The 25,197-nt window shown below is 63.7% G+C and carries 15 protein-coding genes and 4 pseudogenes; 13 read left to right on the forward strand and 6 right to left on the reverse strand.

Going from position 1 to position 25,197, the window contains the following annotated elements:
• On the forward strand, positions 1 to 654 hold the full coding sequence (gene alkB, locus ACVWYI_RS14270; protein ID WP_456662380.1) for a DNA oxidative demethylase AlkB: 654 nt from the start codon (positions 1 to 3) through the stop codon (positions 652 to 654).
• 126 nt (positions 655 to 780) lie between these two features.
• Here the strand turns inward: alkB and ACVWYI_RS14275 are convergent.
• The 6 genes and pseudogenes from ACVWYI_RS14275 to hpaH form a co-directional block, all read right to left on the reverse strand.
• Positions 781 to 2,407: pseudogene (locus ACVWYI_RS14275) on the reverse strand (thiamine pyrophosphate-dependent enzyme).
• Positions 2,408 to 2,432: 25 nt separating this feature from the next.
• Complete coding sequence (locus tag ACVWYI_RS14280; protein WP_456662381.1) at positions 2,433 to 3,302, reverse strand: fumarylacetoacetate hydrolase family protein; 870 nt, start codon at positions 3,300 to 3,302, stop codon at positions 2,433 to 2,435.
• Between the two features lie 3 nt (positions 3,303 to 3,305).
• A pseudogene (gene hpaD, locus ACVWYI_RS14285) lies at positions 3,306 to 4,290 on the reverse strand (3,4-dihydroxyphenylacetate 2,3-dioxygenase).
• A gap of 66 nt (positions 4,291 to 4,356) precedes the next feature.
• A complete protein-coding gene (gene hpaE, locus ACVWYI_RS14290; RefSeq protein ID WP_456650718.1) occupies positions 4,357 to 5,895 on the reverse strand; it encodes a 5-carboxymethyl-2-hydroxymuconate semialdehyde dehydrogenase in 1,539 nt (512 codons plus the stop codon).
• Positions 5,888 to 6,286: a 5-carboxymethyl-2-hydroxymuconate Delta-isomerase gene (locus tag ACVWYI_RS14295; protein WP_247349812.1), complete on the reverse strand. Its 399-nt coding sequence runs from the start codon at positions 6,284 to 6,286 to the stop codon at positions 5,888 to 5,890. Before ACVWYI_RS14295 ends, hpaE begins: the two co-directional genes overlap by 8 nt.
• 30 nt (positions 6,287 to 6,316) lie before the next feature.
• The gene (hpaH, locus tag ACVWYI_RS14300; RefSeq protein ID WP_456662382.1) at positions 6,317 to 7,123 is read right to left on the reverse strand and encodes a 2-oxo-hept-4-ene-1,7-dioate hydratase; all 807 of its coding nucleotides are present in this window, start codon (positions 7,121 to 7,123) and stop codon (positions 6,317 to 6,319) included.
• 170 nt (positions 7,124 to 7,293) lie between these two features.
• Between hpaH and hpaR the strand changes: the two genes are divergently transcribed.
• From hpaR to ACVWYI_RS14360, 12 genes and pseudogenes are all read left to right on the forward strand, one after another.
• Complete coding sequence (gene hpaR / locus ACVWYI_RS14305) at positions 7,294 to 7,752, forward strand: homoprotocatechuate degradation operon regulator HpaR (protein ID WP_456652062.1); 459 nt, start codon at positions 7,294 to 7,296, stop codon at positions 7,750 to 7,752.
• Positions 7,753 to 8,041: 289 nt separating this feature from the next.
• Positions 8,042 to 9,184: an ABC transporter substrate-binding protein gene (locus tag ACVWYI_RS14310; protein ID WP_247447299.1), complete on the forward strand. Its 1,143-nt coding sequence runs from the start codon at positions 8,042 to 8,044 to the stop codon at positions 9,182 to 9,184.
• Between the two features lie 84 nt (positions 9,185 to 9,268).
• Positions 9,269 to 10,141: a branched-chain amino acid ABC transporter permease gene (locus tag ACVWYI_RS14315; protein WP_247349815.1), complete on the forward strand. Its 873-nt coding sequence runs from the start codon at positions 9,269 to 9,271 to the stop codon at positions 10,139 to 10,141.
• Positions 10,138 to 11,916: a branched-chain amino acid ABC transporter ATP-binding protein/permease gene (locus ACVWYI_RS14320; RefSeq protein ID WP_456662383.1), complete on the forward strand. Its 1,779-nt coding sequence runs from the start codon at positions 10,138 to 10,140 to the stop codon at positions 11,914 to 11,916. The genes ACVWYI_RS14315 and ACVWYI_RS14320 overlap by 4 nt, the downstream gene beginning before the upstream one ends.
• Positions 11,916 to 12,644, forward strand: a complete 729-nt coding sequence (locus tag ACVWYI_RS14325; protein ID WP_148774473.1) for an ABC transporter ATP-binding protein — start codon at positions 11,916 to 11,918, stop codon at positions 12,642 to 12,644. The genes ACVWYI_RS14320 and ACVWYI_RS14325 overlap by 1 nt, the downstream gene beginning before the upstream one ends.
• Positions 12,645 to 12,716: 72 nt before the next feature.
• Positions 12,717 to 13,803, forward strand: a pseudogene (locus tag ACVWYI_RS14330) (malate/lactate/ureidoglycolate dehydrogenase).
• A gap of 143 nt (positions 13,804 to 13,946) precedes the next feature.
• Complete coding sequence (locus ACVWYI_RS14335; RefSeq protein WP_247349821.1) at positions 13,947 to 14,723, forward strand: HpcH/HpaI aldolase family protein; 777 nt, start codon at positions 13,947 to 13,949, stop codon at positions 14,721 to 14,723.
• 159 nt (positions 14,724 to 14,882) lie between these two features.
• A complete protein-coding gene (locus ACVWYI_RS14340; RefSeq protein WP_456662384.1) occupies positions 14,883 to 16,406 on the forward strand; it encodes a UxaA family hydrolase in 1,524 nt (507 codons plus the stop codon).
• Positions 16,407 to 16,755: 349 nt separating this feature from the next.
• Positions 16,756 to 17,472 carry a hypothetical protein gene (locus ACVWYI_RS14345; RefSeq protein WP_456662385.1) on the forward strand — a complete coding sequence of 239 codons (717 nt, stop codon included), beginning with the start codon at positions 16,756 to 16,758 and terminating at the stop codon, positions 17,470 to 17,472.
• A gap of 1,006 nt (positions 17,473 to 18,478) precedes the next feature.
• Positions 18,479 to 21,756 (forward strand): annotated as a pseudogene (locus ACVWYI_RS14350) (transglutaminase family protein).
• A 27-nt stretch (positions 21,757 to 21,783) separates the two neighbouring features.
• Complete coding sequence (locus ACVWYI_RS14355; protein ID WP_456662386.1) at positions 21,784 to 24,309, forward strand: circularly permuted type 2 ATP-grasp protein; 2,526 nt, start codon at positions 21,784 to 21,786, stop codon at positions 24,307 to 24,309.
• Entirely contained in the window at positions 24,306 to 25,184 is an 879-nt protein-coding gene (locus tag ACVWYI_RS14360) for a transglutaminase family protein (RefSeq protein ID WP_456662387.1), read from the forward strand. The genes ACVWYI_RS14355 and ACVWYI_RS14360 overlap by 4 nt, the downstream gene beginning before the upstream one ends.
• Positions 25,185 to 25,197: the final 13 nt, after the last annotated feature.

Here is a 25,197-nt window from a genome sequence, read left to right on the forward strand (position 1 = left end):
TTGACGGGTGATCTGTTCGAGACAGTCGCCGAGGCGCAGCCGTCACGCGAGGAGATCGCCGATGGCGCCGTTTTGCTGCGCGGATTCGTCAAGCCGATCGAGAGCGAGCTGATTGCAGCTGCACGCGCGATCGTGGCGCAGTCGCCGTTCCGGCGCATGACCACGCCCGGCGGCTATCAGATGTCGGTGGCCATGACCAATTGCGGCGAGCGCGGCTGGATCACCGATCACACCGGCTATCGTTATGATCCGATTGATCCGCGAACCGGTGCGCAGTGGCCCGCGATGCCGCCCGTGCTCCGCGATCTCGCCCGCCGTGCGGCGGAGCAGGGCAGTTTCAATGACTTCGCGCCCGATGCCTGTCTCGTCAATCGCTACGAACCGGGCACGCGGCTGTCGCTGCACCAGGACAAGGACGAGCTGGACTATTCGGCGCCGATCGTCTCGGTCTCGCTCGGGCTGCCCGCGACCTTCCTGTTCGGCGGCATGGCACGCAGCGACAAGCCGCGCCGGTTCCGGCTGGTCCATGGCGACGTCGTGGTCTGGGGCGGGACTAGCAGGCTCGCCTATCACGGCGTCGCCCCGCTCGCCGACGGCGAGCACGCGCTGCTCGGGCGTCAGCGGATCAATCTGACGTTCCGCAGGACGCGCTGATCTATCCCCTCATCCTGAGGAGTGCGCCTTCGCGCGCGTCTCGAAGGATGAAGGCCGAGCTGCGAGACCCGGGCCTCTATGGTTCGAGACGGCGCTCGCGCGCCCTCCTCACCATGAGGATCGTCATCACGGCTTCGGCGGGTGAATGAACGCCCAGGGGCTGACTTCCGAATCCCGCGTCACTTCCACCGAGATCAGATACGGCCCACTATGGGCGAGCGCCTTTTCGATCGCCGCCTTGAACTGATCCGGCGCGGTCACGCGCGCAGCAGCGGCGCCAAAGGACTCCGCGAGCTTGACGAAATCCGGATTGACCAGATCCGACGCCACCACGCGGCCGTCAAAACGTTCGCGCTGGTCGCGGCGGACATTGCCGTAAGCGTTGTTGTTGAACACCAGCGTCACCACGCCGATATTGAACTGCACGGCGGTGGCAAGCTCCTGCACGCCGAACATGAAGCCGCCGTCGCCGGTGATCGCCACCACCGGCTTGTCGGGATTGGCGACCTTGGCGCCGAGCGCAGTGGGGAAGCCCGAGCCGAGCGTGCCCTGGTAGCCTGAGGTGATGAAGGTGCGCGGCTCGTAGATTGGAAAGCCGTACCAGGGAGGCGAAGCCGAACTGTGACAGTTCGTCTGTCACAATCGCGTTCGCCGGCAGCACCTCGCGCAGGATGTTGAGATAGGCCATCTGCGGCTGGATGCGCTGGATTTCCTGTTGCGCGGTCGCAGTCGCCTCGCGGATCGCGGCGCGGCGGCCGGCGGTCTTGCTGTAGCCCGTCTTGCTGACGGCGGCAGCAAGATCGGCGGTCGCGGCTTTGGCGTCGGCGACGATGGCCGTGTCCGGGATGAAGCGCCGCATCTCGACGGGATCGATGTCGATGCGGATACTCTTCAGGCCATCGGGACGGAACGGCCAGCGCGACATGGTCGGCAGCTCCAGCCGCGAGCCGATGCCGATCATCAAATCGGTGTTCGGCCACAGCTTGTAGGCCGCGGCCATGGTGAGGCCGAGCTCATGCGCGTTGGAGACGATGCCGCGGCCGCTGCGGAAGGCGACGACGGGCGCATCGATCATCTCGGCGAGTTCAAGGATCTCCTCGCGCGCTTCGATCGCGCCGCTGCCGACGAAGATCATCGGCGCTTTGCTGGACTTGATCAGTGCGGCAGCCTGCTTGATCATATCAGGGTCGGGCTGCGGCGCGGGCAATGGCTTCAGCACCTGTGCCGCGGCAGTGTCCGCGCGTTGGGTGAAGACGTCCCAGGGCATTTCGACTGAGGCGGGTCCGCGCCGTCCGGACGTCATCTCCTGGAAGGCGCGCGCGACCGTGGTCGGCGCGTTACCGGGATATTCGATCCGGTCCGCCCATTTCACATAGGTGCGCAGCGTCGCGAGCTGGTCGGGCATCTCGTGCAGATGGCCGCGGCCCTTGCCCAAAAATTGCGTAGGGACCTGGCCGGTGACGCACAGCACCGGCTCGTTGCAGCCGAACGCCGTGAGCAGTGCCGCGCTGGCGTTAAGCACGCCGGGGCCGGGCACCACGCTGAACACGCCGGGCCTGCCGCTGGAGCGCGCGTAGCCGAACGCCATGTAGCCGCAGGCCTGTTCGTGCCGCGCTCCGATCACCTTGAGCTGGGCCTGGTGGAAGGCGTCGAACAGGCCGTAGACCTGAGCGCCGGGCAGGCCGAACACGGTGTCGACGCCATGGGCGACAAGGCCGCTTACGATCGCTTCGCCGCCGGTGAGGGTGGTCATTGCACCATTCCATTTCGATTATTGTTCAGGCTTCGTCGACGACGCCATTTCGCAAGCTGCCGATGCCCTCGGCTTCGACCTCGACGACATCGCCGGGCTTCAAATAGCGCGGCGGATCGAACCGCGCACCGGCGCCGGTCGGCGTGCCCGTGACGATGATATCGCCGGGAACGAGCGTTGCGAAGGTCGAGATATAGCTGATGAGGTAGCGGAACGGGAACATCAATCGGCTGGTGCGGTCATCCTGCCGCAGTTCGCCGTTGACATGCGTGGTGAGGCGGATGTCAACGATCTGCGATTCCTGCGTGTAGGGCACCAGCCACGGGCCGAGGCTGCCGCTGGAATCGAAGTTCTTGCCCTGCGTGACGTTGAACTTGGCATGGCGTAGCCAGTCCCGCACCGTGCCTTCGTTGCAGAGCGTGAGCGCGGCGATGTGATCGAGCGCGGAACTTTCGGGGATGTGCCGGCCGGCTTTGCCGATCACCAGCACGATCTCGCCCTCGTAGTCGAGCTGCGCTGAGGCGCGCGGGCGCACCAGCGGCGTGTCATGGCCCACGAACGAGCGCGGCGAGCGCATGAACATGCTCGGATATTTCGGCGCGTCCTGGCCGTCCTTGTACTCGGCGTTGCGGTCGGGATAGTTGACGCCGATGCAGATGATCTTTTCCGGCGCGGGCACCGGCGGCAGCCAAATGATGTCACCGAGCGCGTGATCGGGCGTGTGGCACGCGGCTTCTTCGGCGAGGCTCGCGAGCTTTCCTGCGGCGACCACCTCGCGCAGCGTCGGATAGTCTTTTGCGTGGCGCGCGGAGAGATCGACAATGCCGCCGTCGACGACTGCGCCGTAGTGGACAGCACCCTTGACGGAATAGGTGGCGAGGCGAGGAAGGGTCATTGCTTAATCCGCCACCAGCACGTCGGCCACGAATTTTGGCTCGCGCACGGCTTGCCCAGCGAACGGCGAACCCTGCTCGAACCAGGAGCGCGGGGCCGGCGCGCCCCACAGCGTCTGCCGGCGCGGATCGCGCAGCGACCAGCGCAGCGGCTCGTGGTCGTGATCGCCGGTGAAGTAGTCGCTGGTGTAGAGTTCGAGACGGTGTCCATCGGGGTCGCGGACGTAGAGGAAGAACGCATTCGAGATGCCGTGGCGGCCGGGACCGCGTTCGATGTTCTTCACGAAGCCTTGCGAGGCCATGACATCGCAGAGATGGATGATGTTCATCGCCGTTGGCGTCCAGTAGGCGAAGTGGTGCAACCGCGGGCCCTTGCCGTTGGTGATCGCAAAATCGTGGACATTGCCCTTGCGATGCATCCAGGCAGCCGCAATGCGCCCGTTCGGTCCGTCTTCCTCGGCCGTATTCGGTCAGGCGGAAGCCGAGCCGGGCATAGAATTCGACGGTGTCCTGCACTTCGGCTGCGAACACGTTGAAATGGTCGAGCCGCTGCGGATGGCATCCCCTGTAGAGGTCGTAGCGGCGGAGCAGATGTGGCCGCCGGTCCATCGAGGCATACAGCTCGATCTGGAAGCCGAAGGGATCGGTGAATTGCAGCGTGCGGCCCTGGAACGGCTGATCGACGAACGCGTAGCCAAGACCGTTCTCGGACAGGAACTTTGCGGCCTTGTCCAGATCCCCGTCATTGCCGACTTTGAAACCGAGCCGGTTGCAGGCGGGCACTGCCGCCTTGCGCAGCACCAGCGAGTGATGCTGATGCTCTTCCGAACCGCGCAGATACACGACCTTGTCGTCGGCGTCCTCGACATGCAGGCCGACGGTGGTCTCGTAGAACGCGCTGCTGAGCTTCAGATCGGTCACATCGAGGACGACGTGACTCGAACGGATGATGTTGAACGGCGGCTCGAAGATATGTTGCGGCACGGGCATTGCGTTTCCCCTCTCTAGATCCCGTCATTCCCCGTTCGCGCTCCGCGCGCCTGGGAATCGCGAGCGTTAGATTCCCAGCTTTTGAATCTTGTGTGTGCCCCGCGCCAGCGAGACGTGCTTGGTTTCCATGTAGAAGTCGAACGAGTAATCGCCGCCGTCGCGGCCGATGCCCGAGGCCTTCATGCCGCCGAACGGCGTCGGCAGATGCCGGACGTTTTCCGAGTTGAGCCAGATCATGCCGGCTTCGAGTGCATCAGCGACGCGCAGCGCCCGGCCGACGTCGTTGGTCCAGACATAGCCGGTCAGGCCATAGCGGATGTCGTTGGCGATCTCGATCGCGTCTGCTTCGTCCTTGAACGGCAGCACGGTCAGGAAGGGGCCGAACACCTCTTCCTGCGCCACTCGCATCTTGCCATGCGCGCCGGTCACCATCGTCGGCTCGACATAATGTCCGCCGCCCGGGCCGTCATAGGTCTTGCCGCCGACGGCAATCGTCGCGCCGTCCTGGCGTGCGACGTCGAAATAGGAGCACACCTTGGCCAAATGCCGCTCATGGATCAGCGGCCCGATCTCGGTTGCGGGATCGAGGGGATGACCGACCTTCAAGGCTTTTACGCGCGCGGTCAGCTTCTCGATGAATTTTTCGGCAATGCTGGCCTGGATCAGCAAGCGGCTCGACGAGGTGCAGCGCTCGCCGTTGAGCGAGTAGATCATGAACACGACAGCATCGAGCGCGCGATCGAGATCGGCGTCGTCGAACACGATCACGGGGTTCTTGCCGCCGAGCTCGAAATGCACGCGCTTCAAGGTCGGCGCGCCCTGAATCATGATCGCGGAGCCCGTCGCGCTTTCGCCGACGAAGCCGATCGCCTTGATGGCGGGATGCTCGGTCAGCGCCTTGCCGGCCTCTTCGCCAAAACCGTGCACGGTGTTGAGCACGCCGTCGGGAACGCCGGCTTCCTTGACGAGCTTTGCAAGAACAGCGGCCGTGACCGGCGACCACTCCGCCGGCTTGTGCACGACGGTGCAGCCTGCTGCGAGGGCAGGGGCGATCTTCCAGGTCGAGAGCATGAACGGCGTATTCCACGGCGTGATCACGCCGACCGGGCCGATCGGCACGCGCGTCGAGACGTTCCAATGCTCGTCGCTCGGCGTGTTCCGGCCGTCGCGCGCCTCGCCGCATCTGTCGGCAAAGAAGCGGAAATTTTCGGCGGCGCGGATCGCGGCCTTGGCCATGAAGCGAAAGGCCTGGCCGGTGTCGATGCATTCAAGCACGGCGATGTCGTCGGCATTGTCCTCGATGGCGTCGGCGACGCGATGCAGCAGTTTCTTCCGCATCGCCGGCCCCATGTCGCGCCAGGACTTGAAAGCGAGGGCGGCGGCGGTGGCGGCGCGTTCGATATCCTCGGCATTGCCGCGGGCGACGCTTGCGAGCGTCGCGCCATCGATCGGCGACTTGGTCTCAAACGTCTCGCCTGATATCGACGGCACGATCTTGCCGTCGATCATGTGACCGATACCGTCGGCACGCAGCGTCTTCAGCAGCGGCGCGACGCGGTCGCGGTTGGCCTGGAACACATCGGCTTTCGGCGTGAACTTATCCATGGGAGGCCTCCACTTTCAGGGCGTCGTGGATGTTGTTGCGTTTCCAGCTGGTGTCCTTGTCGTTGATCTGCATGTCGAACGACAAAGCGAATTTGCTGGCTGCAAAGACGGGATCGAGATGTCGGGAGAGCGCTTGGAAAACGTGCTCGCCGGCTGTCTTGCGTGTCTTGAGGTCGCGGCCTTCGCCGATGCGCAGCACCATGTCGAGAAAGCCGTAGTCCTGTCGGGCATCGGCGATCGCGTAATGCTCGCACCTGACAGCTCGGACGCGGATGCCGCCGAGCGGGAAGATGCCGGTCTCGACCGCCGCCTTGCGCACGATTTCGCAGACAGCGCCGATGTCGAGGCGGCTGTCGAGATTGGCCGAATATTCGATCGTGAAATGCGGCATCGCGGTTTCACTCCCTGTCTTTTTGTTCGCCTAAGCGAAGTAACAGCTGACCGAGCCGTAGGCGCCGTAATCGGCCTGAATTGTGTCGCCCTTGCGGGTCTCGATCGGACGGATGAAGGAGCCGGCGAGCACGACCTGTCCGGGCTCAAGCGCAAGGCCGAGCGGCGCGATCTTGTTGGCGAGCCAGGCGACTGCAGTCGCGGGATGATTGAGCACGCCGGCGGCAAGACCGGTTTCCTCGAGCTGGCCGTTCTTGAAACAGAGCGCGCCGACCCAACGCAAATCGGCGTCAAGCGGGCGGATCGGCCGTCCGCCGAGCACCATGCCGGCATTCGCTGCATTGTCGGCGATGGTGTCGAAGATTTTTCGCGTCGCCTTGGTCTTGGGATCGACGCGCTCGATCCGCGTATCCAGAATCTCCAGCGCCGGCACGACGAAGTCGGTGGCGTTGAGCACGTCGAACAGCGTGCAGTCGGGCCCCGCGAGGCGCTTGCTCATGACGAAGGCGAGCTCGGCTTCCACGCGGGTCGCGATGAAGCGCTCCGTCGGGACGAGACCACCGTCGGCAAAGAACATGTCGTCGAGCAGCACGCCTGAATCCGGCTCGTTGATGTCAAGCGCGCTTTGCATCGCTTTCGAGGTCAGGCCGATCTTGTGTCCCCTGACGATGCGCCCCTCGGCGATCTTGACCTCGATCCACGCCTTCTGAATCGCGTAGGCGTCAGCGATGGTGATGCCGGGAAAGTCCTGCGAGAGTTGCCGGATTTGCGTACGGGTCCTCTCCGCCTGGTGCAGACGGCTCGCGCAAGCTCGGATATCGTCGTTGGAAAGCGCCATTTGTGATCTTGCAAATCGTGGTGCCCAAAGATACTTAACATGTTAAGTGAATGCGTCAAACACAATTTGGCTTTGCTGCACTGCAAACATTTTGCGGTTGAAAGGGCATCATCTTGAAGAGACCGGCTGATCCAGCGGACGACGGCGCCGCCGCCCCGCGACAGGTGCCGATGCGCGACTTCTCGCGCTCGCTGCCGATGTCGCTGCTGCGGGCACGCGAGGCGGTGATGCGGCAATTCCGTCCCTCGTTGCGTGCGCATGGCCTGACCGAGCAGCAATGGCGCATCCTGCGCGCGCTCGCGGCGATCGATGCCGTTGAGGTCACGGAACTCGCGCGCACGGCGTTCCTGCTCGGACCGAGCCTGTCGCGCATCCTGCGCGATCTCGAGGCGCGCAATCTGATCGAGCGCAAGACTGCGAAGGCGGACCAGCGCCGCAGCATGGTCTCGATCTCGGAAAAGGGCGTGAAGCTGATGGCCTCGGTGGCACCGTCCTCCGAAGCGATCTATGCCGAGATCACGCGACGCTTCGGCGCGCGCAAGCTCGCCGAGTTGCAGGAGATGCTCGGACAATTGGAGTTGTGTCTCGCTTCCAGCGACGCGGGTGACGAGATCACTGACAATATGTGACGGCAAATTTGCATGATGACTTGTCTGCTCACGCATGACTGCCATTATTGCTTGTCCCTTAGGCAGGCCGAGCGAAGCGAAATCCGCAAAAAGCCCGTAAAAATCGCTCAGAATAGATAACCATCGCGGGTAGTCATCGCGGGACGAGAGATCTGCGCACTTAGCCGATGTTGGCGAATATCAATTTACTCGTATCGGCAGAATTCGTAACTAGCATCCGGCTCTGTATTCAGTGATAGAGCCAAGACAAGAAGGGCCGACAAGGATGCCCGGCCCCAGGGAGGAATGAATGAGACTGACGAGACGCGACTTCGCGACCGGAATTGCTGCCGGCATTGCCGCGCCCTACCTCATCAAAAGCGCAAATGCGCAAGGCGCCACCATCAAGATCGGCATGTGCGCGCCAGTCACGGGACCTGCCGCTGAATCCGGCGGTTACGCCATCAAGGGCGCCAAGCTTGCGCTCGAAGCCGTCAACAAGGCCGGCGGCATCCTGGGCAAGCAGGGCGAATTGATCGTCGAGGATGATCAGACCACCAATCCCGGCATCGTGCTCGCCTTCTCCAAGCTCGCCTCTCAACCTGACATCGTCGGGTTCCTCGGTTCGATCCGTTCGACTCAGGTCCATGCGATGGCACCCGACGTCATCAAGCTCGGAAAGCCTGTGATGATCGGCGGCACCGATCCGAAACTCACCCATATGGGCAATCAGTGGCTGTTCCGCTTCCGTCCCAATGACAGTTATTCCGGCCGCGTCATCGCCGAATTCGGCGTCAACACGCTGGGTAAGAAGAAGTGGGCCGTGCTGCATTCGACCGACGCGTTCGGCACCGCCGGCGGCAACGCGCTCACCGGTGCGCTCGAGAAGCTTGGCTGCACGACTTTCGATCAGGGCTATGCCAACCAGAGCCAGGACTTTACGCCGGTCGTGCTCGCGATCAAGCAGTCCGGCGCCGACATTCTCGGCTCCTACTTCACCTTCGAGAACGATCTCGGCATCTTCGCCCGCCAGCTCCGTCAGCTCGGCGTGAACATCCCCTGGGTCGGCTCCCCCTCGATCGTCAACATTACTGCTTTGAAGCTCGCAGGTCCCGCGCTCCACAACACCTATGGCGTTGCCGACTACGCGGAAAATTCCAGCGAAGGCTCGAAGGCGTTCGGCAAGATCTACCGCGATTCCGTCAAGGTCGCGCCTGACAACCAGAGCTCCTGGACTTTCGATGCAATCAACGTCTTGTCGGCGGGCATCAACAAGGCCGGCTCGACCGATCCCGGCAAGATTCGCGAAGCCATCCTCGGGATCAAGAAGTTCCCGGGCGCCGAGGGCGAATACAATTTCGACCAGAACGGCGATGGGCTTCACGGCTACAACATCGTGAAGAACGAGAAGGGCGCCATCGTCTTCGACAAGCACATCGAGTTCAACGACTGACGTTCACGTGACCTCCCCGATGATCATCGGGGAGGTCGGAACGTTTTTCGGCGAACGCATTCGACCTCCAACAGAACGCTTGTCATGGATCTCGCCCTACAACTGCTCTTTACCGGGATCGGGATCGGCGCCGTCTACGCGCTCGTCGCGCTCGGCTTCGTGCTGATCTTCCGTGCCACCAATGTGGTGAATTTTGCCCAAGGCGAATTCTCCATGGTCGCGGCCTATCTGATGGTCGTCGCGGTCGAGGCCGGTCTGCCCTATTGGGCGGCCTTCATCGTCGCGCTCCTCGGCATGGCGCTGGTCGGCGTCGTCTTCAATCTCGGCGTCTATTATCCGCTGCGCCACCGTACCTATCTGCCTGTGATCATCGCCACCATCGGCGCCTCGATCCTGCTCGCCAATTCCGTGCTCGCGATCTACGGCCCGCAGCCGCAGGTGCTGGAAGGCTGGTTCGAAACGCCCGGCATCCAGGTCGGTCCGGTCTATCTCGACAGCCAGTATCTCCTGATCATCGGCGTCACCATCTGCCTCGTGATCTTCAATTTCTGGTTCTTCGAGAAGACGCTGCTCGGCAAGAAATTGCAGGCGACCTCGCAGGACAAGGAAATGGCCTCGCTGCTCGGCATTTCCGTCTCCACCATGATCATGATCACCTTCATCTATTCGGCGGTGCTCGGCGGCCTTGCCGGCATCCTCGTCGCGCCCGTGCTGTTCGTCTCGATCCAGATGGGCTCGACGATCGCGCTGAAGGCGTTTGCGGCAACTATCATCGGCGGCTTCGGTGACGTCGCCGGCGCCATCATCGGCGGGCTCGCGCTCGGCGTGATCGAGACGTTTGGCGCAGCCTATATCTCGGTGCCGTACAAGGACGGCTTCGCCTTCCTCGTCCTGATCGCCTTCCTGATCTTCCGGCCGCAGGGCATCTTCGGCGAACGCGTGGCGGAGAAGGCATGAGCGCCCCCAGCGACAACATGCCGATTCCGGCGCCCGCCATTCACTCGAAGCCGCTGCTGATCCGGCACCTGCCATATTTCATCGGTGCGGCGATCCTGGTCGCGCTCGCGGCCAACATGCGCTTCGACGGATACGTTCACAACATCCTGCTCCAGGCCACCACGTTCGCGATCGCGGTGTTCGGGCTGTCGGTCGTGCTCGGCCTGTGCGGTCAGATCAATCTGGCGCAGGCCGCGTTCTTCGGGCTCGGCGCCTATGCGGTCGGCATCGGGACGACGGATCTGCATGTCAGCTTCTGGCTCTGCCTCGTCGGCGGATGCGTGATCTCGCTGCTGGCCGGCGCCTTCCTGGGCATGTCGACCTTGCGGCTTGGCGGGCACTACCTCGCCATGGTGACGATCTCGTTCCAGCAGATCGTTACGCTGGTCATGATCAACGCGATCTGGCTGACGCATGGTCCCGACGGCGTCTCCAACATCGGGCGTCCCGACCTGTTCCAGTCGTCGCAGAGCTATCTCGCCTTCTGCGTCGCGATGCTGGCGATTGTCGGCTATCTCGTCTGGCATCTCTCCGACACCAAGCTCGGGCGCGCCATGCGAGCGGTGCGCGACAACGAGCTTGCGGCCGGCGTCAACGGCATCGACGTCTTCCGCACCAAGATCTACGCGTTCGCGCTCTGCGCCCTTCTCGGCGGGCTTGCGGGCGGTTTGTTCGCCGGCGGCTTCGCCTATGTCAGCCCAGATCAGTTCTCCTTCGCGGAATCGATCGTGTTCCTGACCATGTCGCTGCTCGGCGGCGTGGCCTCGCCGATCGGCTCGGCGATCGGCACCGGTTTGCTCATCCTGATCCCGGAGTGGCTGCGCTTCCTCAAGAGCGTGCCGGGCCTTTATCTCGCGATCTACGGCCTGTTCGTGATCCTGATCATCCGCTTCATGCCCGACGGCATCTGGGGTTTTGTCGCGGATGCCTTCGCTCGCTGGCGCGCCAAGCTCGCGGCGCCCCCGGTAGCAGGTGCCTTGCAGTTGAAGCCGGCAATGACCGGCGGCGATACCGTGCTGGAAGTCACCGGTCTCTCGAAATATTTCGGCGGCCTCAAGGCCGTCGACGGTGTCGACATCGCCGTGAAGCGCGGCGGCGTGCATGCGCTGATCGGGCCGAACGGTTCGGGCAAGACCACCACGCTCAACGTGCTTTCGGGCCTCTATGTGGCCACGGCGGGCAAGATCGTGCTCGACGGCACCGACATCACCAACATGCCGCCGCATCAGCGCACGGCGTCAGGTCTCGGGCGCACGTTCCAGAACATCCGCCTGTTCCGTTCGATGACGGCGCTGGAGAACGTCGAGATCGGCGGGGAGCGGCCCGGCAACACCATGGTCGGGAAGGGCGACGACGCCCTCACCGAGCGCGCGATGGAGGCATTGACCTTCGTCGGCCTCGGCAACCGCGCCAACGAGCTGATATCGAGCTTCTCCTATGGCCATCAGCGCCTGATCGAGATCGCACGCGCACTGGCCTCGAACCCGACGCTCTTGCTGCTCGACGAACCCGCGGCCGGGCTGAACTCGACCGAGAAGCTCGAGCTGCACGAGCTGCTCAAGCGCATCGCCGCCCAGGGGCTGACCATCCTGATCATCGATCACGACATGACGCTGGTCTCGGAAGCAGCCCAGCACATCACCGTGCTCAACTTCGGACGCCGCATCGCGGACGGCGAATCCATGGCCGTGCTGCGTCATCCCGACGTCGTCTCCGCCTATCTCGGGAGCGAATGATGCCGTTGCTCGAAATCCGCAATCTGGTGGTGCGCTACGGCGAGATCGAAGCGCTGCGCGGCGTCACGTGCGCCGTGGAGGAGGGGCAGGTCGTGACCTTGCTCGGGGCCAATGGTGCCGGCAAGTCGACGACGCTGCGCGCGATCTCGGGGCTCGCGAAACCAACTTCGGGCGACATCCTGTACGATGGCAAATCGATCGCAGGCCTCGGCCCGGAAGCCATCGTCCGCATGGGTATCTCGCACGTGCCGGAAGGCCGCCGCGTGTTCCCGGGTCTGACTGTGAAAGAGAACATCATGCTCGGTGCGTCCAATCGCCGGGCAGCGACTTCGGAGATATCGCGCGAGGCGGATGCGATGTTCGATCTGTTTCCGGACATCCGGAAATTCACCAATGCGCTGGGTTGGACGCTGTCCGGCGGCCAGTTGCAGATGGTGGCTGTCGCGCGCGGACTGATGGCCAAGCCGCGGCTGCTGCTGCTGGACGAGCCTTCGCTCGGTCTTGCGCCTGTCATCGTGCAGGCCGTGTTCAAGATCATTTCCGAGATCCGGCGCAACACGACAGTCTTGCTCGTCGAACAGAATGCGCGCATGGGGCTGTCGGTGGCTGATTACGGCTACGTTCTCGAGACCGGCCGTATCGTGCTCGGCGGCAAACCCGACGAGCTGTGGGGCAACGAAGCCATCCGTGCCGCCTATCTCGGCGGCCATGCCAAGGTGAGTGCTTAGGGCATGATCCGGAAAAGTGTGCAGCGGTTTTCCGAAAAGATCATGCCCAGACAATAACCGGGAGGTCAATTCATGGTCACGATCCAGGTCCAGAACCTCATCGATTTCGTCGGCGAGGTATTCGGCCACGCGGAGTCCTCTCCGGAGGAGGCGAGGCGGATTGCGACCTATCTGACCACGGCCAATCTCACCGGCCATGACAGCCATGGCGTCATCCGCGTGCCCGTCTACATCCGCTGGAAGAAGACGGGCTTTGTGGTCCCGAACCAGAACGCCGAAATCGTGCTCGATACGCCCTCGCTCGCGGTGGTCGACGGCAAGTTCGGCTACGGCCAGACCGTGACTCCGCAGGCGGTCAGGATCGGCATCGAGAAATGCAAGAAGGCGGGGCTCGCCGCGGTCGCGTTGCGCAATGCCGGCCATATCGGCCGCGTCGGCGACTGGGCCGAGATGGCCGCCGCCGAAGGGCTGATCTCGGTGCATTTCGTCAATGCCGCGGGCTCGCTGCTGGTGGCGCCGTTCGGCGGCGTTGAGAAACGGCTCTCCACTGCGCCTTACTGCGTCGGCATCCCGCGCGAGGGCCAGGACCCGATCGTGCTCGATTTTGCGACCTCGGTCGTGGCGGAGGGGAAGGTGCTGGTCGCGAGCCGCGGCGGCAAGAAGCTGCCCAAGGGCGCGCTGGTCGATGCCGACGGCAGCCTCAGCGAGGACCCCGCTGTGCTCTACGGCCACTATACGCCGGAAGGTCCGCGCGATCACACCAAGGGTACCGGGGCGATCCGCGCCTTCGGCGAGCACAAGGGCTCGGGGCTTGCCTTCATGTGCGAGCTGCTCGGCGGCGCGCTGACCGGAACCGGGGCCACTTCCGGCGGTCGCCGCTTCGCCAACGGCATGCTGGCGTTTTACGTCGATCCGAAAGTGGTCGATACCTCCCATGTCTTCGACGCAGAGGTGTCGCGCTATGCCGAGTTTATCCGTGCCACCAAGCCGGTGGCCGGGGTCGAGCAGGTGCTGATTCCCGGCGATCCCGAGCGGAAAACCCGGGCTGAGCGGACCCGAAACGGCATCCCCTTGCCGGATGACACTTGGGCGGCAATAGTGAACACCGCCCGCGAGGGTCGGCGTCAGCGAAGTCAGCATCCAGCGGGCAACCGCATAGGTCTTGCGTCATTGCGAGCGTAGCGCGGCGCCCCGGTTCGCGGTAACAGCAGATTGTGCTGTCGCGACGCTCGTCATGGTGACGAAGGTCCAAATAACACGGTCCAAATAAACACGATCAGAACAACAAAGAAGGAAGGCAACGTGGCTAACAAGGTCAAGGAAATCTGGAAGTCGGGCAAGGCCGTGGTCAACGCGTGGCTCGCGATTCCCTCCGGCTTCTCGGCCGAGATGGTCGCGCAATGCGGCTTCGACAGCGTCACCGTCGACATGCAGCACGGCGTGCAGGATTATCTGTCGATGGTGCAGTGCTTCCAGGCGATGGACAAGCATCCGGTCACGCCGATGGTCCGCGTGCCATGGAACGAGCCCGGCATCATCGGCAAGGTGCTCGACGGCGGCGCCTATGGCGTGATCTGCCCGATGGTCAATACGCCGCAGGAAGCCAGAAACCTCGTTTCCTATGCCAAATATCCGCCGAAGGGTGTGCGCTCGAACGGCCCGATCCGTGCCGGCATGTACGGCACCGCGGGCTCCTATCAGAAGACAGCCAACGACGACATTGTCCTGCTGCCGATGATGGAGACCAGGACCGCGGTCGAGAACATGGAAGCGATCTTCGACGTCGAAGGCATCGATGGTGTCTATATCGGCCCGTCCGATCTCGGCTTCTCCTACGGCCTCGAGCCCAAGCTCGATCGCACCGAGCCGGAGATCCTCGCGATCTATGAGAAGATCATCAAGGAGTGCGGCAAGCGCGGCCTCAACCCGGGCATCCATTGCAGCGGTGCGGAAGGTGCCGCGCGCGCTGTCAACATGGGCTTCAAGCTGGTGACGCTCTCGAACGAGGTCGGCCTGATGACCACCTACGCCAAGATGCAGGTCAACGCGACCCGCAAGGATTCGTCCGGCAAGGCGTGAGCTCTCTGTGTCCCGGACGCGGTGCGGCGCGCAGTGCCGCTCCGCAGAGCCGGGATCCAGTCGCTTGCGAGAGACACGACAAATTGGCCCTGGACGCTGCGCATTGCTTTCGCGCTTCGCAGCGTCCGGGGCACGATAGTTGCGATATAGGAGACTCCCATGACCATCAGCCCCGTCATTCGCCTGCATCCCGATGATGGCGTGCTGATCGCGCGCGCAAGCTTGCCGCCGGGCACATTGGTGGCCGACGGCGTGACCACGGTCGAGCGGATTCCTTCCGGCCACAAGGTCGCGATCAAGCCGATCGCCGTTGGCGAGGCGGTCATTCGCTACGGCCAGATCATCGGCTTTGCGACCACGCCGATCGCGCCGGGCCAGCATGTGCACGTGCAGAACTGCGGCATGGGCGACTTTGCCAAGGACTATGCCTATTGCGTCGACGTCAAGCCGACGCCGAATTTCGACCTGCCGGCGACCTTCGAAGGCATTCGCCGCCCGGACGGGCGCGTTGCCACGCGCAACTATATCGGCATCCTCACCTCGGTGAATTGCAGTGCGCATGTCGCGAGCCTCGTTGCCGACGTCTTCAAGAAGAATCCGTTCACCGGCGACAATCCGCTGGCCGATTTCCCCAATGTCGACGGCGTGGTCGCGCTGACTCACAAGACCGGCTGCGGCATGACGCAGAACGAGCCGCTGGCGCTGCTCCGCCGTACGCTCGGCGGTTACGCGCGGCATGTGAACTTCTCTCATGTGATCGTGCTCGGCCTCGGCTGCGAGGTGAACCAGATCGGCGGCCTGATGGAAGAGCAGAAGCTCGCCGGCCGCCTCCGCGCGATGGACATCCAGGAGGTTGGCGGCACCCGCAAGACGGTGGAAGCCGGCATCGCCTTCGTGCGCGAGGCACTCGCGGATTCCAACAAGGTCAAGCGCGAGAGCGTCGCCGTGAGCGAATTGACTGTGGCGCTGCAATGCGGCGGCTCGGACGGCTATTCCGGTGTGTCCGCCAATCCGGCGCTGGGTGCGGCCAGCGATCTGATCGTGCGTCACGGCGGCACCGTGATCCTGTCGGAGACGCCGGAGACCTATGGCGCCGAACATCTGCTCACGCGCCGTGCCGTCAGCCGCGAGGTCGGCGAGAAGCTGGTCGATCTTATGCGCTGGTGGGACGAATATACCGAGCGCGAAGGCGCCGAGATGAACGCCAATCCGAGCCCCGGCAACAAGGCCGGCGGCCTCACCACCATTTTGGAGAAGTCGCTCGGCGCGATGGCGAAGGCGGGCACCACCAATCTCGTGGAGGTGCTGCGCTACGCTGAGCCCGTCACCAAAAAGGGTTTCGTGTTCATGGATACGCCCGGCTACGATCCGGTCGCTGCGACCGGGCAGGTGGCAGGCGGCGCCAATCTGGTCTGCTTTACCACGGGCCGCGGCAGTGTGTTCGGCTGCAAGCCGGCGCCCTCGATCAAGCTCGCCACCAACACGCCCATGTACAAGCGCATGGAAGAGGACATGGACGTCAATTGCGGCACCATCCTCGAAGGCGAGGAGAGCGTCCAGCAATGCGGCCAGCGCATCTTCGAGCTCATCCTGAAGACGGCGTCGGGACAGCCGACCAAGAGCGAGAGCTTCGATTTCGGCGGCGCCGAGTTCGCGCCCTGGGTGCTCGGCGCGACGATGTAGGCGCGCTCAGCGCACCTCGCTGCGCAAATATGCAGGACGATCAGCGCCGGTAGACAATCCTACGGAGCGTCACTTGATCGCGCGGGTTCTCGCGGTCACGCGTGATTAATAATTCTTGCCGTATTCCGATAACGATGCGGGAGAATCCTTCGGGGCGGTGCCCTCACAATCAAGTAGCCGCGCCTTGCGTCATCGGCGACAACACAAGCTGAAGCTCTGAAGTCACTTCGACCCTGTCAGGGCGCTTGTCCGAATGGGACAAGCCTCCCCCCGCGTTGGAAGGTGCCAGCCATATATGATTTCGTGCTTGTTCTTCTGCTGCATTCCCATTTAAAGTTGTGCCATTTCGATGTATGGTCGATTGATGCGGTTTCCTCACAAAGCCAGATACTCGGCCTTACAATTGGTGCTTGGCGTCTTTGCGTTCGCAGCAAATTCTCTGGTGCATGCCGACGCTGCAACTGTCCAAACATCGAAGAATCCCAATTGTGCGTTCAGTCTGGAAGGCCCGATCGTTAGTGGGGATTCCGCCGCCCTGCTTGCGCTGATCTCCACCAGTCGACTGGACTCCCTGGACGAGCGCACCACCTCAATCTGCTTGAGATCGAACGGCGGCTCGTATGCCGAGGGGCTCAAGATTTCCGAATTGCTATTTAGTCGTGGCATGTCGACGGTCATTGAAGACGGCTCAGAATGTTATTCTGCCTGCGCCATCATCTTCATGGCTGGCGTCACTTCGGACCAGGAGATACCATATCGTAAACTCAGCGTCGGAGGCTCGCTAGGATTTCATGCGCCTTATTTGAACCTGCCAGAGGCAAGCTATTCAAAGGCTGAGGTAGATAGCACCGCCCAGCGTATGCGAGCAGCGATTCTCGCCCTGATGCAGTTGTCTTCCAAGAAGACGAAGCTGCATGGAGGTGACTTCATAAAAAGAGCCTTCTCTCCAGAATCTTGGAAAAGGGGCCGCAGGAGGTTTTCTTCGTCAAATCCGTTTATGACGCTGCCCGTTGGGATATCGAACTTTACGATGCAGACAGATATTTTAGAAAGCCGAGCAACATAGAGAGTGTAAAAAACGTTTGCCTCAATTTTCTCTCGTCCAACATGGACGAGGATAAACCACTAAGCCTCGATTTGGTGCTGAAGGTCGAGAAGTTTTCGTCCAAGTTCAACAAAGACGATTCACGAATTCTAGCCAAGAACGCTAAGACCAACGATTTGGTTTGCGAGCTTTATCCGAGAGTTCTCCCAAAGAATAATTATGTAAGCTTTTATTTGTGCTCTTATGATTATTGGTCATCCAAAAGCTTTGGCGACTGTCGAGGATACCTTTCCGCGCCCTGGATTCTGGTCGGAAAGTTTGCGCCGGGATTTTTTTCATATGATCCCAACACGTCGCTTACTAGGTTTCGATGATGTCGTACGAGTCGCAAAGAAGACTAAGGTGGCGGTCCTATTGCTCTCCCTGTTGACAGGGTGCGTCACGACCGAAAGCGAGAAAGACCAACAACGGGCCAATGCGAGCCAGGCAGCAGAATGTATCAATCGCGAAGCCAGCTTGATTGCGCCAACGGCTCTCGACCTCGAGACTGCTTCTTTAGCCGTCATCGGCAAATGTAGCTATTTCACAAACTTCATGAGGCGCGATATGCTTGCGCGCTATCCGGGGCACCGCGACTATATCGAGCCGAGACTTCGCGAGGTTGACGAGATTTATATGGCGCAAGCTCGTCTAGCCGTAGCGAGAGCCAGAGCGTCGAGGTCACAATAGCACGCATCATCGGACGGAAGTTCGGATGGAAGTAATGCCGATTGTCGTCTGCGCCGTATAACGGCGAGACGGGTCAGGAATCTCTCTCCGCATATACAGCTCCGATGCGTGCGGGGAAATGCCGCTCATCCGGCGCTTCGCGCCGCTTTCCCCACAAGGGAAGAATGGAAGCGGACCAGACGACGCTCCTCAAGCGGGCGCCCCGCACCTTGCATAGGCACGGTCTGCCCGTTGTTCATGCTTGATCGAGGTCACCAGCGGTGTTCTGCTCAAAAAAGCTGCTGGAGCACCGCACCCCGTGTCGATCTACGTCGCATTACACCACGTCACCCACTACAAATACGATCGCCCGATCGATCTCGGCCCGCAGACCATTCGCCTGCGGCCGGCGCCGCACACACGCACGCCGGTCCTGAGCTATTCGCTCAAGGTCACCCCCGCCAATCACTTCGTGAATTGGCAGCAGGATCCGCAGGGAAATTGGCTGGCGCGCTACGTCTTCCCAGAGAAGGCGACGGAGCTGAAGATCGAGGTTGATTTCACGGCGCAGATGACCGTGGTCAATCCGTTCGACTTCTTCGTCGAGCCCTATGCCGACAGCTTTCCGTTCGAATATACTCAGGATCTGAAGACAGAGCTCGCGCCTTATCTCGAGACGATCAAGCCCGATCGCCTGTTCGCGAAATATCTCGATACCATCCCGCACGAAGCTCCGAACACGGTCAACTTCCTGGTCGATCTCAACAGGGAACTGCGGGAGAAGATTCGCTACGTCATTCGCATGGAGGCGGGCGTGCAGACGCCCGAAGAGACGCTCACCTCCTGCGCCGGCTCGTGCCGCGACTCCGCCTGGCTTTTGATCCAGACTTTCCGTCATCTCGGTCTCGCCGCCCGTTTCGTCTCCGGCTATCTGATCCAGGTCCGTCCCGACATCGATCCGATCGAGGGGCCGCCGGAGGTCGAGAATGATTTCACGGACCTGCACGCCTGGGCCGAGGTCTATCTACCGGGCGCGGGCTGGATCGGATTCGACGCGACCTCGGGCATGCTGGCGGGCGAGGGGCACATCCCGGTTGCCGCCACGCCGCACTACCGCTCGGCGGCGCCGCTCTCCGGCGGTGCCGGCTTCGCCGAGGTCGAGTTCGCCTTCGACATGAGCGTCCGGCGCATCCGCGAGGCGCCGCGCATCACAAAGCCGTTCTCCGACGAATCCTGGACGCGGCTCAACGATCTCGGCGAGCGGGTCGACGGAGATCTCGCTGCGCAGGACGTCCGGCTCACCATGGGCGGCGAGCCGACCTTCGTCTCCGTCGATGACCTCGAAGCGGCCGAATGGAACATTGACGCCGTCGGTCCGACCAAGCGCGCGCTGGCGGACGATCTGATCCGCCGCCTCCGCACCCGCTTTGCGCCGGGCGGCCTGCTGCATTACGGCGAAGGGAAATGGTATCCCGGAGAGAGCCTGCCGCGCTGGGCCTTTGGTCTCTACTGGCGTAAGGACGGCGTGCCGATCTGGAAGAATGCCGACCTCATCGCCACCGTCGGGACGCCGCGGCGTGCCGAGGCCAAGGACGCCGAAGGCCTTTATCGAGGGCACGGCGGCACGGCTCGGCCTAAATGCCGGCTACATCATGCCGGCCTATGAAGATCCCGCCTACTGGTTGCAGAAGGAGGGGGAGCTTCCCGTCAACGTCGATCCTTCCGACTCCAAGCTGTCCGATCCGGAAGAGCGCGCGCGTATGGCGCGGGTGTTCGACGAGGGGCTCGATACGCCAAAGGGCTTCGTGCTGCCGGTACAGCGCTGGAACGCGGAAGCGCCGCGCTGGCGCAGCGAGCGCTGGAGTCTGCGTCGCAACCATCTGTTCCTGATGCCCGGCGATTCCCCGCTCGGCCTGCGGTTGCCGCTCAAGGCGCTCGAATATGTTCCGCCCGATCGCTATCCCTATATCGTCGAACAGGACCCGATAGAGACGCGGGCCAAGCTGCCGGTGTTCGGCCGCATGCCGCGCCCGCAATCTGCGGCGCCGCAGCTCGCGCCGGAAAGTCTCGACAAATCGGAGCCGGTCCGCACCGCGATGTCGATCGAAGTCCGCGACGGCGTGCTCTGCGCCTTCATGCCGCCGGTCGAGCGCATCGAGGATTATCTCGAGCTGATCGCAGCCCTCGAAGCGACCGCCGAGGAGATGCAGCTCCAGGTCCATGTCGAAGGTTATCCGCCGCCGTTCGATCCGCGCATCGACGTCATCAAGGTGACGCCTGACCCCGGCGTGATCGAAGTCAACGTCCAACCGGCAAAGAACTGGCGTGAGGCGGTCGACATCACCGTCGGGCTTTATGAGGATGCCGCCAAGATTCGTCTCGGCGCCAATCGCTTCCTCGTCGACGGCCGCCACACCGGCACCGGCGGTGGCAATCATGTCGTGCTCGGCGGCTCCTCACCGCAGGACTCGCCGTTCCTGCGCCGGCCGGATCTACTGAAAAGTCTGGTGCTGTACTGGCAGCGTCATCCGTCGCTGTCCTATTTCTTTTCCGGCCTGTTCATCGGCCCGACCAGCCAGGCGCCGCGCATCGACGAAGCCCGCCACGATAGCATTTACGAGCTCGAGGTCGCGCTCTCGCACGTTCCGCCGCCGGGCTGTCAGGCGCCGCTGTGGCTGGTGGACCGCCTGTTCCGGCATCTCCTCGTCGACATCACCGGCAACACCCATCGCGCCGAGATCTGCATCGACAAGCTCTATTCGCCGGATGGACCGACCGGCCGGCTCGGCCTCGTCGAATTTCGCGCGCTCGAAATGCCGCCCGATCCGCGCATGTCGCTGGCGCAGCAGTTGCTGATCCGCGCGCTGATCGCAAAACTCTGGCGCGAGCCGCAGGCCGGCAAGTTCGTGCGCTGGGGCACCGCGCTGCACGATCGCTTCATGCTGCCGCACTTCATCTGGGAAGATTTCCTCGAAGTGCTCAGCGAGCTGAAGCAGTTCGGTTATCCGTTCGAGCCGGAATGGTATCTGGCCCAACTCGAATTCCGCTTTCCCGCCTTCGGCCGCGTCCATCATGGCGGCGTGACGCTGGAATTGCGGCAGGGCGCTGGAGCCCTGGCACGTGCTCGGCGAGGAGGGCTCGGCCGGCGGCACCGTGCGCTATGTCGACTCATCGGTCGAGCGGCTCCAGGTGAAGGCCGAGGGTTTTGTCGAGGGTCGCCATATCGTCACCTGCAATGGCCGCCGCCTGCCGATGACCTCCACCGGTCGCTCCGGGGAAGCCGTGGCCGGTGTCCGCTTCAAAGCCTGGCAGCCGGCCTCCGGCCTGCATCCGACCATTCCGGTGCACGCGCCTCTGACTTTCGACCTCATCGACACCTGGAATGGCCGCTCGCTCGGTGGCTGCGTCTATCACGTCGCCCATCCCGGCGGCCGCAGCTACGACACCAAGCCCGTCAACACCTATGAGGCCGAGGCGAGGCGGCTGGCGCGCTTCCAGGACCATGGCCACACGCCGGGGCCGATGCAGCCGCCGCCCGAAGAACGCACAAGTGAGTTTCCGCTGACCCTCGACTTGCGGACCTCGCTCCTGCAATGAGTATGATGCCGGGGCAGGGAGAGGCGCATGGCCGAGGGCGCAGCCGAAGAGGACGACAAGGCGGGTAGGGCGCAAGGCCAACGTCAAGGTCAGCGCCGCTTCGCGCAATGGGTCCGCGACTATCGCCGCCTGCCCGGCATCCCCGACGAATTCCTGGGGCCCGACGGCGCCCCGCGCGCGGTCTGGAGCCGGTTCTTCGACGCCTTCGGCGCGCTCGCGCCCGACGAGGTCGAGCGGCGGTTTGGCATGGCCGACCGACATCTGCGCGAGGCTGGCGTCACCTATCGCGCGCCCGGCGAGAGCGCCGACCGGCCGTGGTCGATCAGCCATCTGCCGCTGCTGATCGATGAGGCCGATTGGAAGCAGCTGTCGGACGGCATCACCCAGCGCGCCGAGCTGCTCGAGCTCGTGCTGCGCGACATCTATGGCGAGGGCCGGCTGGTCGCCGAAGGCGCGTTGCCCGCGGCCGCGATCGCCGGCAGTCCCGAATATCTTCGTCCCGTCTGCGGCGTGGAGCCTCCCGGCGGGCGCTATCTCTCGCTCTATGCCGCCGACGTCGGCCGCGGACCCGACGGCCGCTGGTGGGTGCTCGGCGACCGCACGCAGGCGCCGTCGGGCGCGGGCTATGCGCTGGAAAACCGCCTGGTGCTCTCGCGCGCCTTCTCCGACCTCTACAAGTCGATGAACGTCCCGCGCGTCGCGCCGTTCTTCGAGGCGTTTCGAGATAGTCTTCGTGCGCGCGCCGATCGCGACGAGCCGCGCATCGGCGTGCTGACGCCGGGCAGCTTCAGCGAGACCTATTTCGAGCACGCGACGCTGGCGCGCTATCTCGGCTTCCTGCTGGTCGAGGGCGACGATCTCGCCGTCAGCGACGACCATATCCACATCCGCACGGTTGCGGGCCTCAAGCGCCTCGACGTGCTGCTGCGCCGGGTCGATTCCAACTCGCTCGATCCGCTCGAGCTCGATGCCTCCTCGCGGCTGGGGGTCGCCGGCCTGATCGACGTGCTGCGCAAGGACGGCGTCGTCGTCGCCAACATGCCGGGCTCCGGTGTGCTGGAGGCGCGCGCGATGCTCGGCTTCCTGCCGGCGCTCAGCCGTCGCCTGCTCGGCGAAGAACTGAAGATGCCTCACATCGCGACCTGGTGGTGCGGCCAGCGCTCGGCGCGCGATGAGGTGCTGTCGCGGCTCGACGAGGTCGCGATCGGAGGCGCCTACCGGCGCGGCGTTCCCGGTTTCGACAACAACGGTCCGGTGCTCGCGAGCGAGCTCGACGCCGGCGCACGCCGGCGCCTGACCGACGCCATCGCTGCGCGCGGCATGGACTATGTCGGCCAGGAGGTGGTGCGGCTCTCGACCATGCCGGTGTGGGAGCAGGGGCAGATCACGCCCCGTCCCTTCGTGCTGCGCGTGTTCGCAGCTGCGACGCCCGACGGCTGGGCCGTCATGCCCGGCGGCTTCTGCCGGATCGCCGAGCAGTCGGATGCGCGCGCGGTGTCGATGGGCGACGGCGCGCGCTCCGCCGACGTCTGGGTGGTCTCGGACAAGCAGGTCCCGACCGCGACGCTGCTGCCTGCGACCGACAAGGTGCGCATCCGCCGCATCGCCGGCGTGCTGCCGAGTCGCGCCGCCGACAATCTGTACTGGCTCGGCCGCTATCTCGAACGCGCCGAGGCGACGCTGCGGCTGGTGCGGGCGCTGGGCTCGCCGAGCGGGCCCAACAAGGGCACCGCGGCCTCGCTGCAATCTGCCGAGCGTATTCAGCGCTTGCTTGTGGCCTGGGGCGCGATCTCGCAGACGTCCCGCGCGGCGCCCAGCCGCATCGTTGCCGAAGCGCTGCAGAGCCCGGAGCGTTTCGGCTCGGCATTGTCGCTGGTCCGCGCGGCCCAGCGCACGGCGACCTCGCTGCGCGAGCGACTATCGCCCGATGCCTGGCAAGTCATCACCGAGATGACCGAGCGGTTGGCCTTGGAGGTCGAGGGCGACGACGGTGTGCTGAGCGCGGCCGAGCTGACCTTGCAGGAGCTCGCGAGCTTTGCCGGCCTTGCGCATGAGAACATGAACCGCGCCGCCGGCTGGCGCTTTCTCGATATCGGCCGCCGCACCGAGCGCGCCATCAACACCACGCGGTTTGCCCGGCAGTTCGCCTATGACGAGGCCGGCGACGAGGATCTCGATATCCTGCTGACGCTGGTGGATTGCCAGATCACCTACCGCTCGCGTTATCTGCTGGCGCCGATCCTGGCACCGGTGCGCGACCTCGCCGTGCTCGACAGCTACAATCCACGTTCGGTGGCGTTCCAGGTGACGGCGCTGAACGAGCATATCGCCGCGCTGCCGAGCCTGAAGGAGCACGGCTTGATCGAGAAGCCGCAACGGCTTGCGGTCGCGATGCAGGCAATGCTTGCGACCGCGGAGGCCGAGAAGCTCGAGGTCAAGACGCTGTTCGCGCTGGAGCAGGATCTGCTCAGCCTCGCCGAGGCGGTCGGGCAGCACTATTTCCCGCACGGCCCCAATGCCAGCCGCCCGGAAAAGCTGACGGGGCTGGCGTGATCTACGACATCCGTCACGTCACCACTTACGAGTACGAGAATCCGGTCAGCTTCGCCCGCTGCACGCTGCGGCTGGAGCCGAGGGGCGGCAACGACCAGGAGCTGATCTCGCATAATGTCGAGATCCGTCCGCGCCCCGCTGAGCGTCATGTTCGCCGTGATTTCTTCGGCACCCTGACCGAGAGCGTCGTGATCGAGGCCGCGCATCGCACTCTGCGCATCGATTCGCGCTCGCGCGTGAAGGTGTCGCGCCAGCCGCCGGCGCGCGCCGCTGCGAGCCCGGCCTGGGAGAGCGTTCGCGACATCTCCTTCGAGGCGACGAGCCTCGGGCCGTCCTCGCCGGTCGGCTATGTCTTTGCGAGCCCGCTGGTGCCGGTGCTGGGGCCGGTCAGCGCCTATGCGGCGACCAGCTTTGCGCCCGGCGCGGGCATCCTCGCAGGAGCGGTCGATCTCATGCATCGCATCCGCACCGAGTTTCGCTACGACCCCAAGGCGACGGTGATCTCGACGCCGCTCGACGAGGTCTTCGCCAAGCGCCATGGCGTCTGTCAGGATTTTGCCCATGTGATGATCGCGGGCTTGCGCGGGCTGGGCCTCCCCGCGGCCTATGTCAGCGGATATTTGCGTACCATTCCGCCGGCGGGCCAGCCGCGCCTGCAGGGCGCCGACGCCACCCATGCCTGGGTGTCGCTGTGGTGCGGGGCGGAGCTTGGTTGGGTCGATTTCGATCCGACCAACGATCTTATGGTCGCTGGCGACCATATCGTGCTCGCGGTCGGCCGCGACTTTTCCGACGTCTCGCCGGTCGACGGCATCATCGTCGGCTCGCCGAAGCAGAAGCTCGACGTCGCCGTCGACGTGCTGCTGGTGGAATGATTGCGGGTCCTGC

The organism is Bradyrhizobium sp. LB13.1, assembly GCF_054056815.1.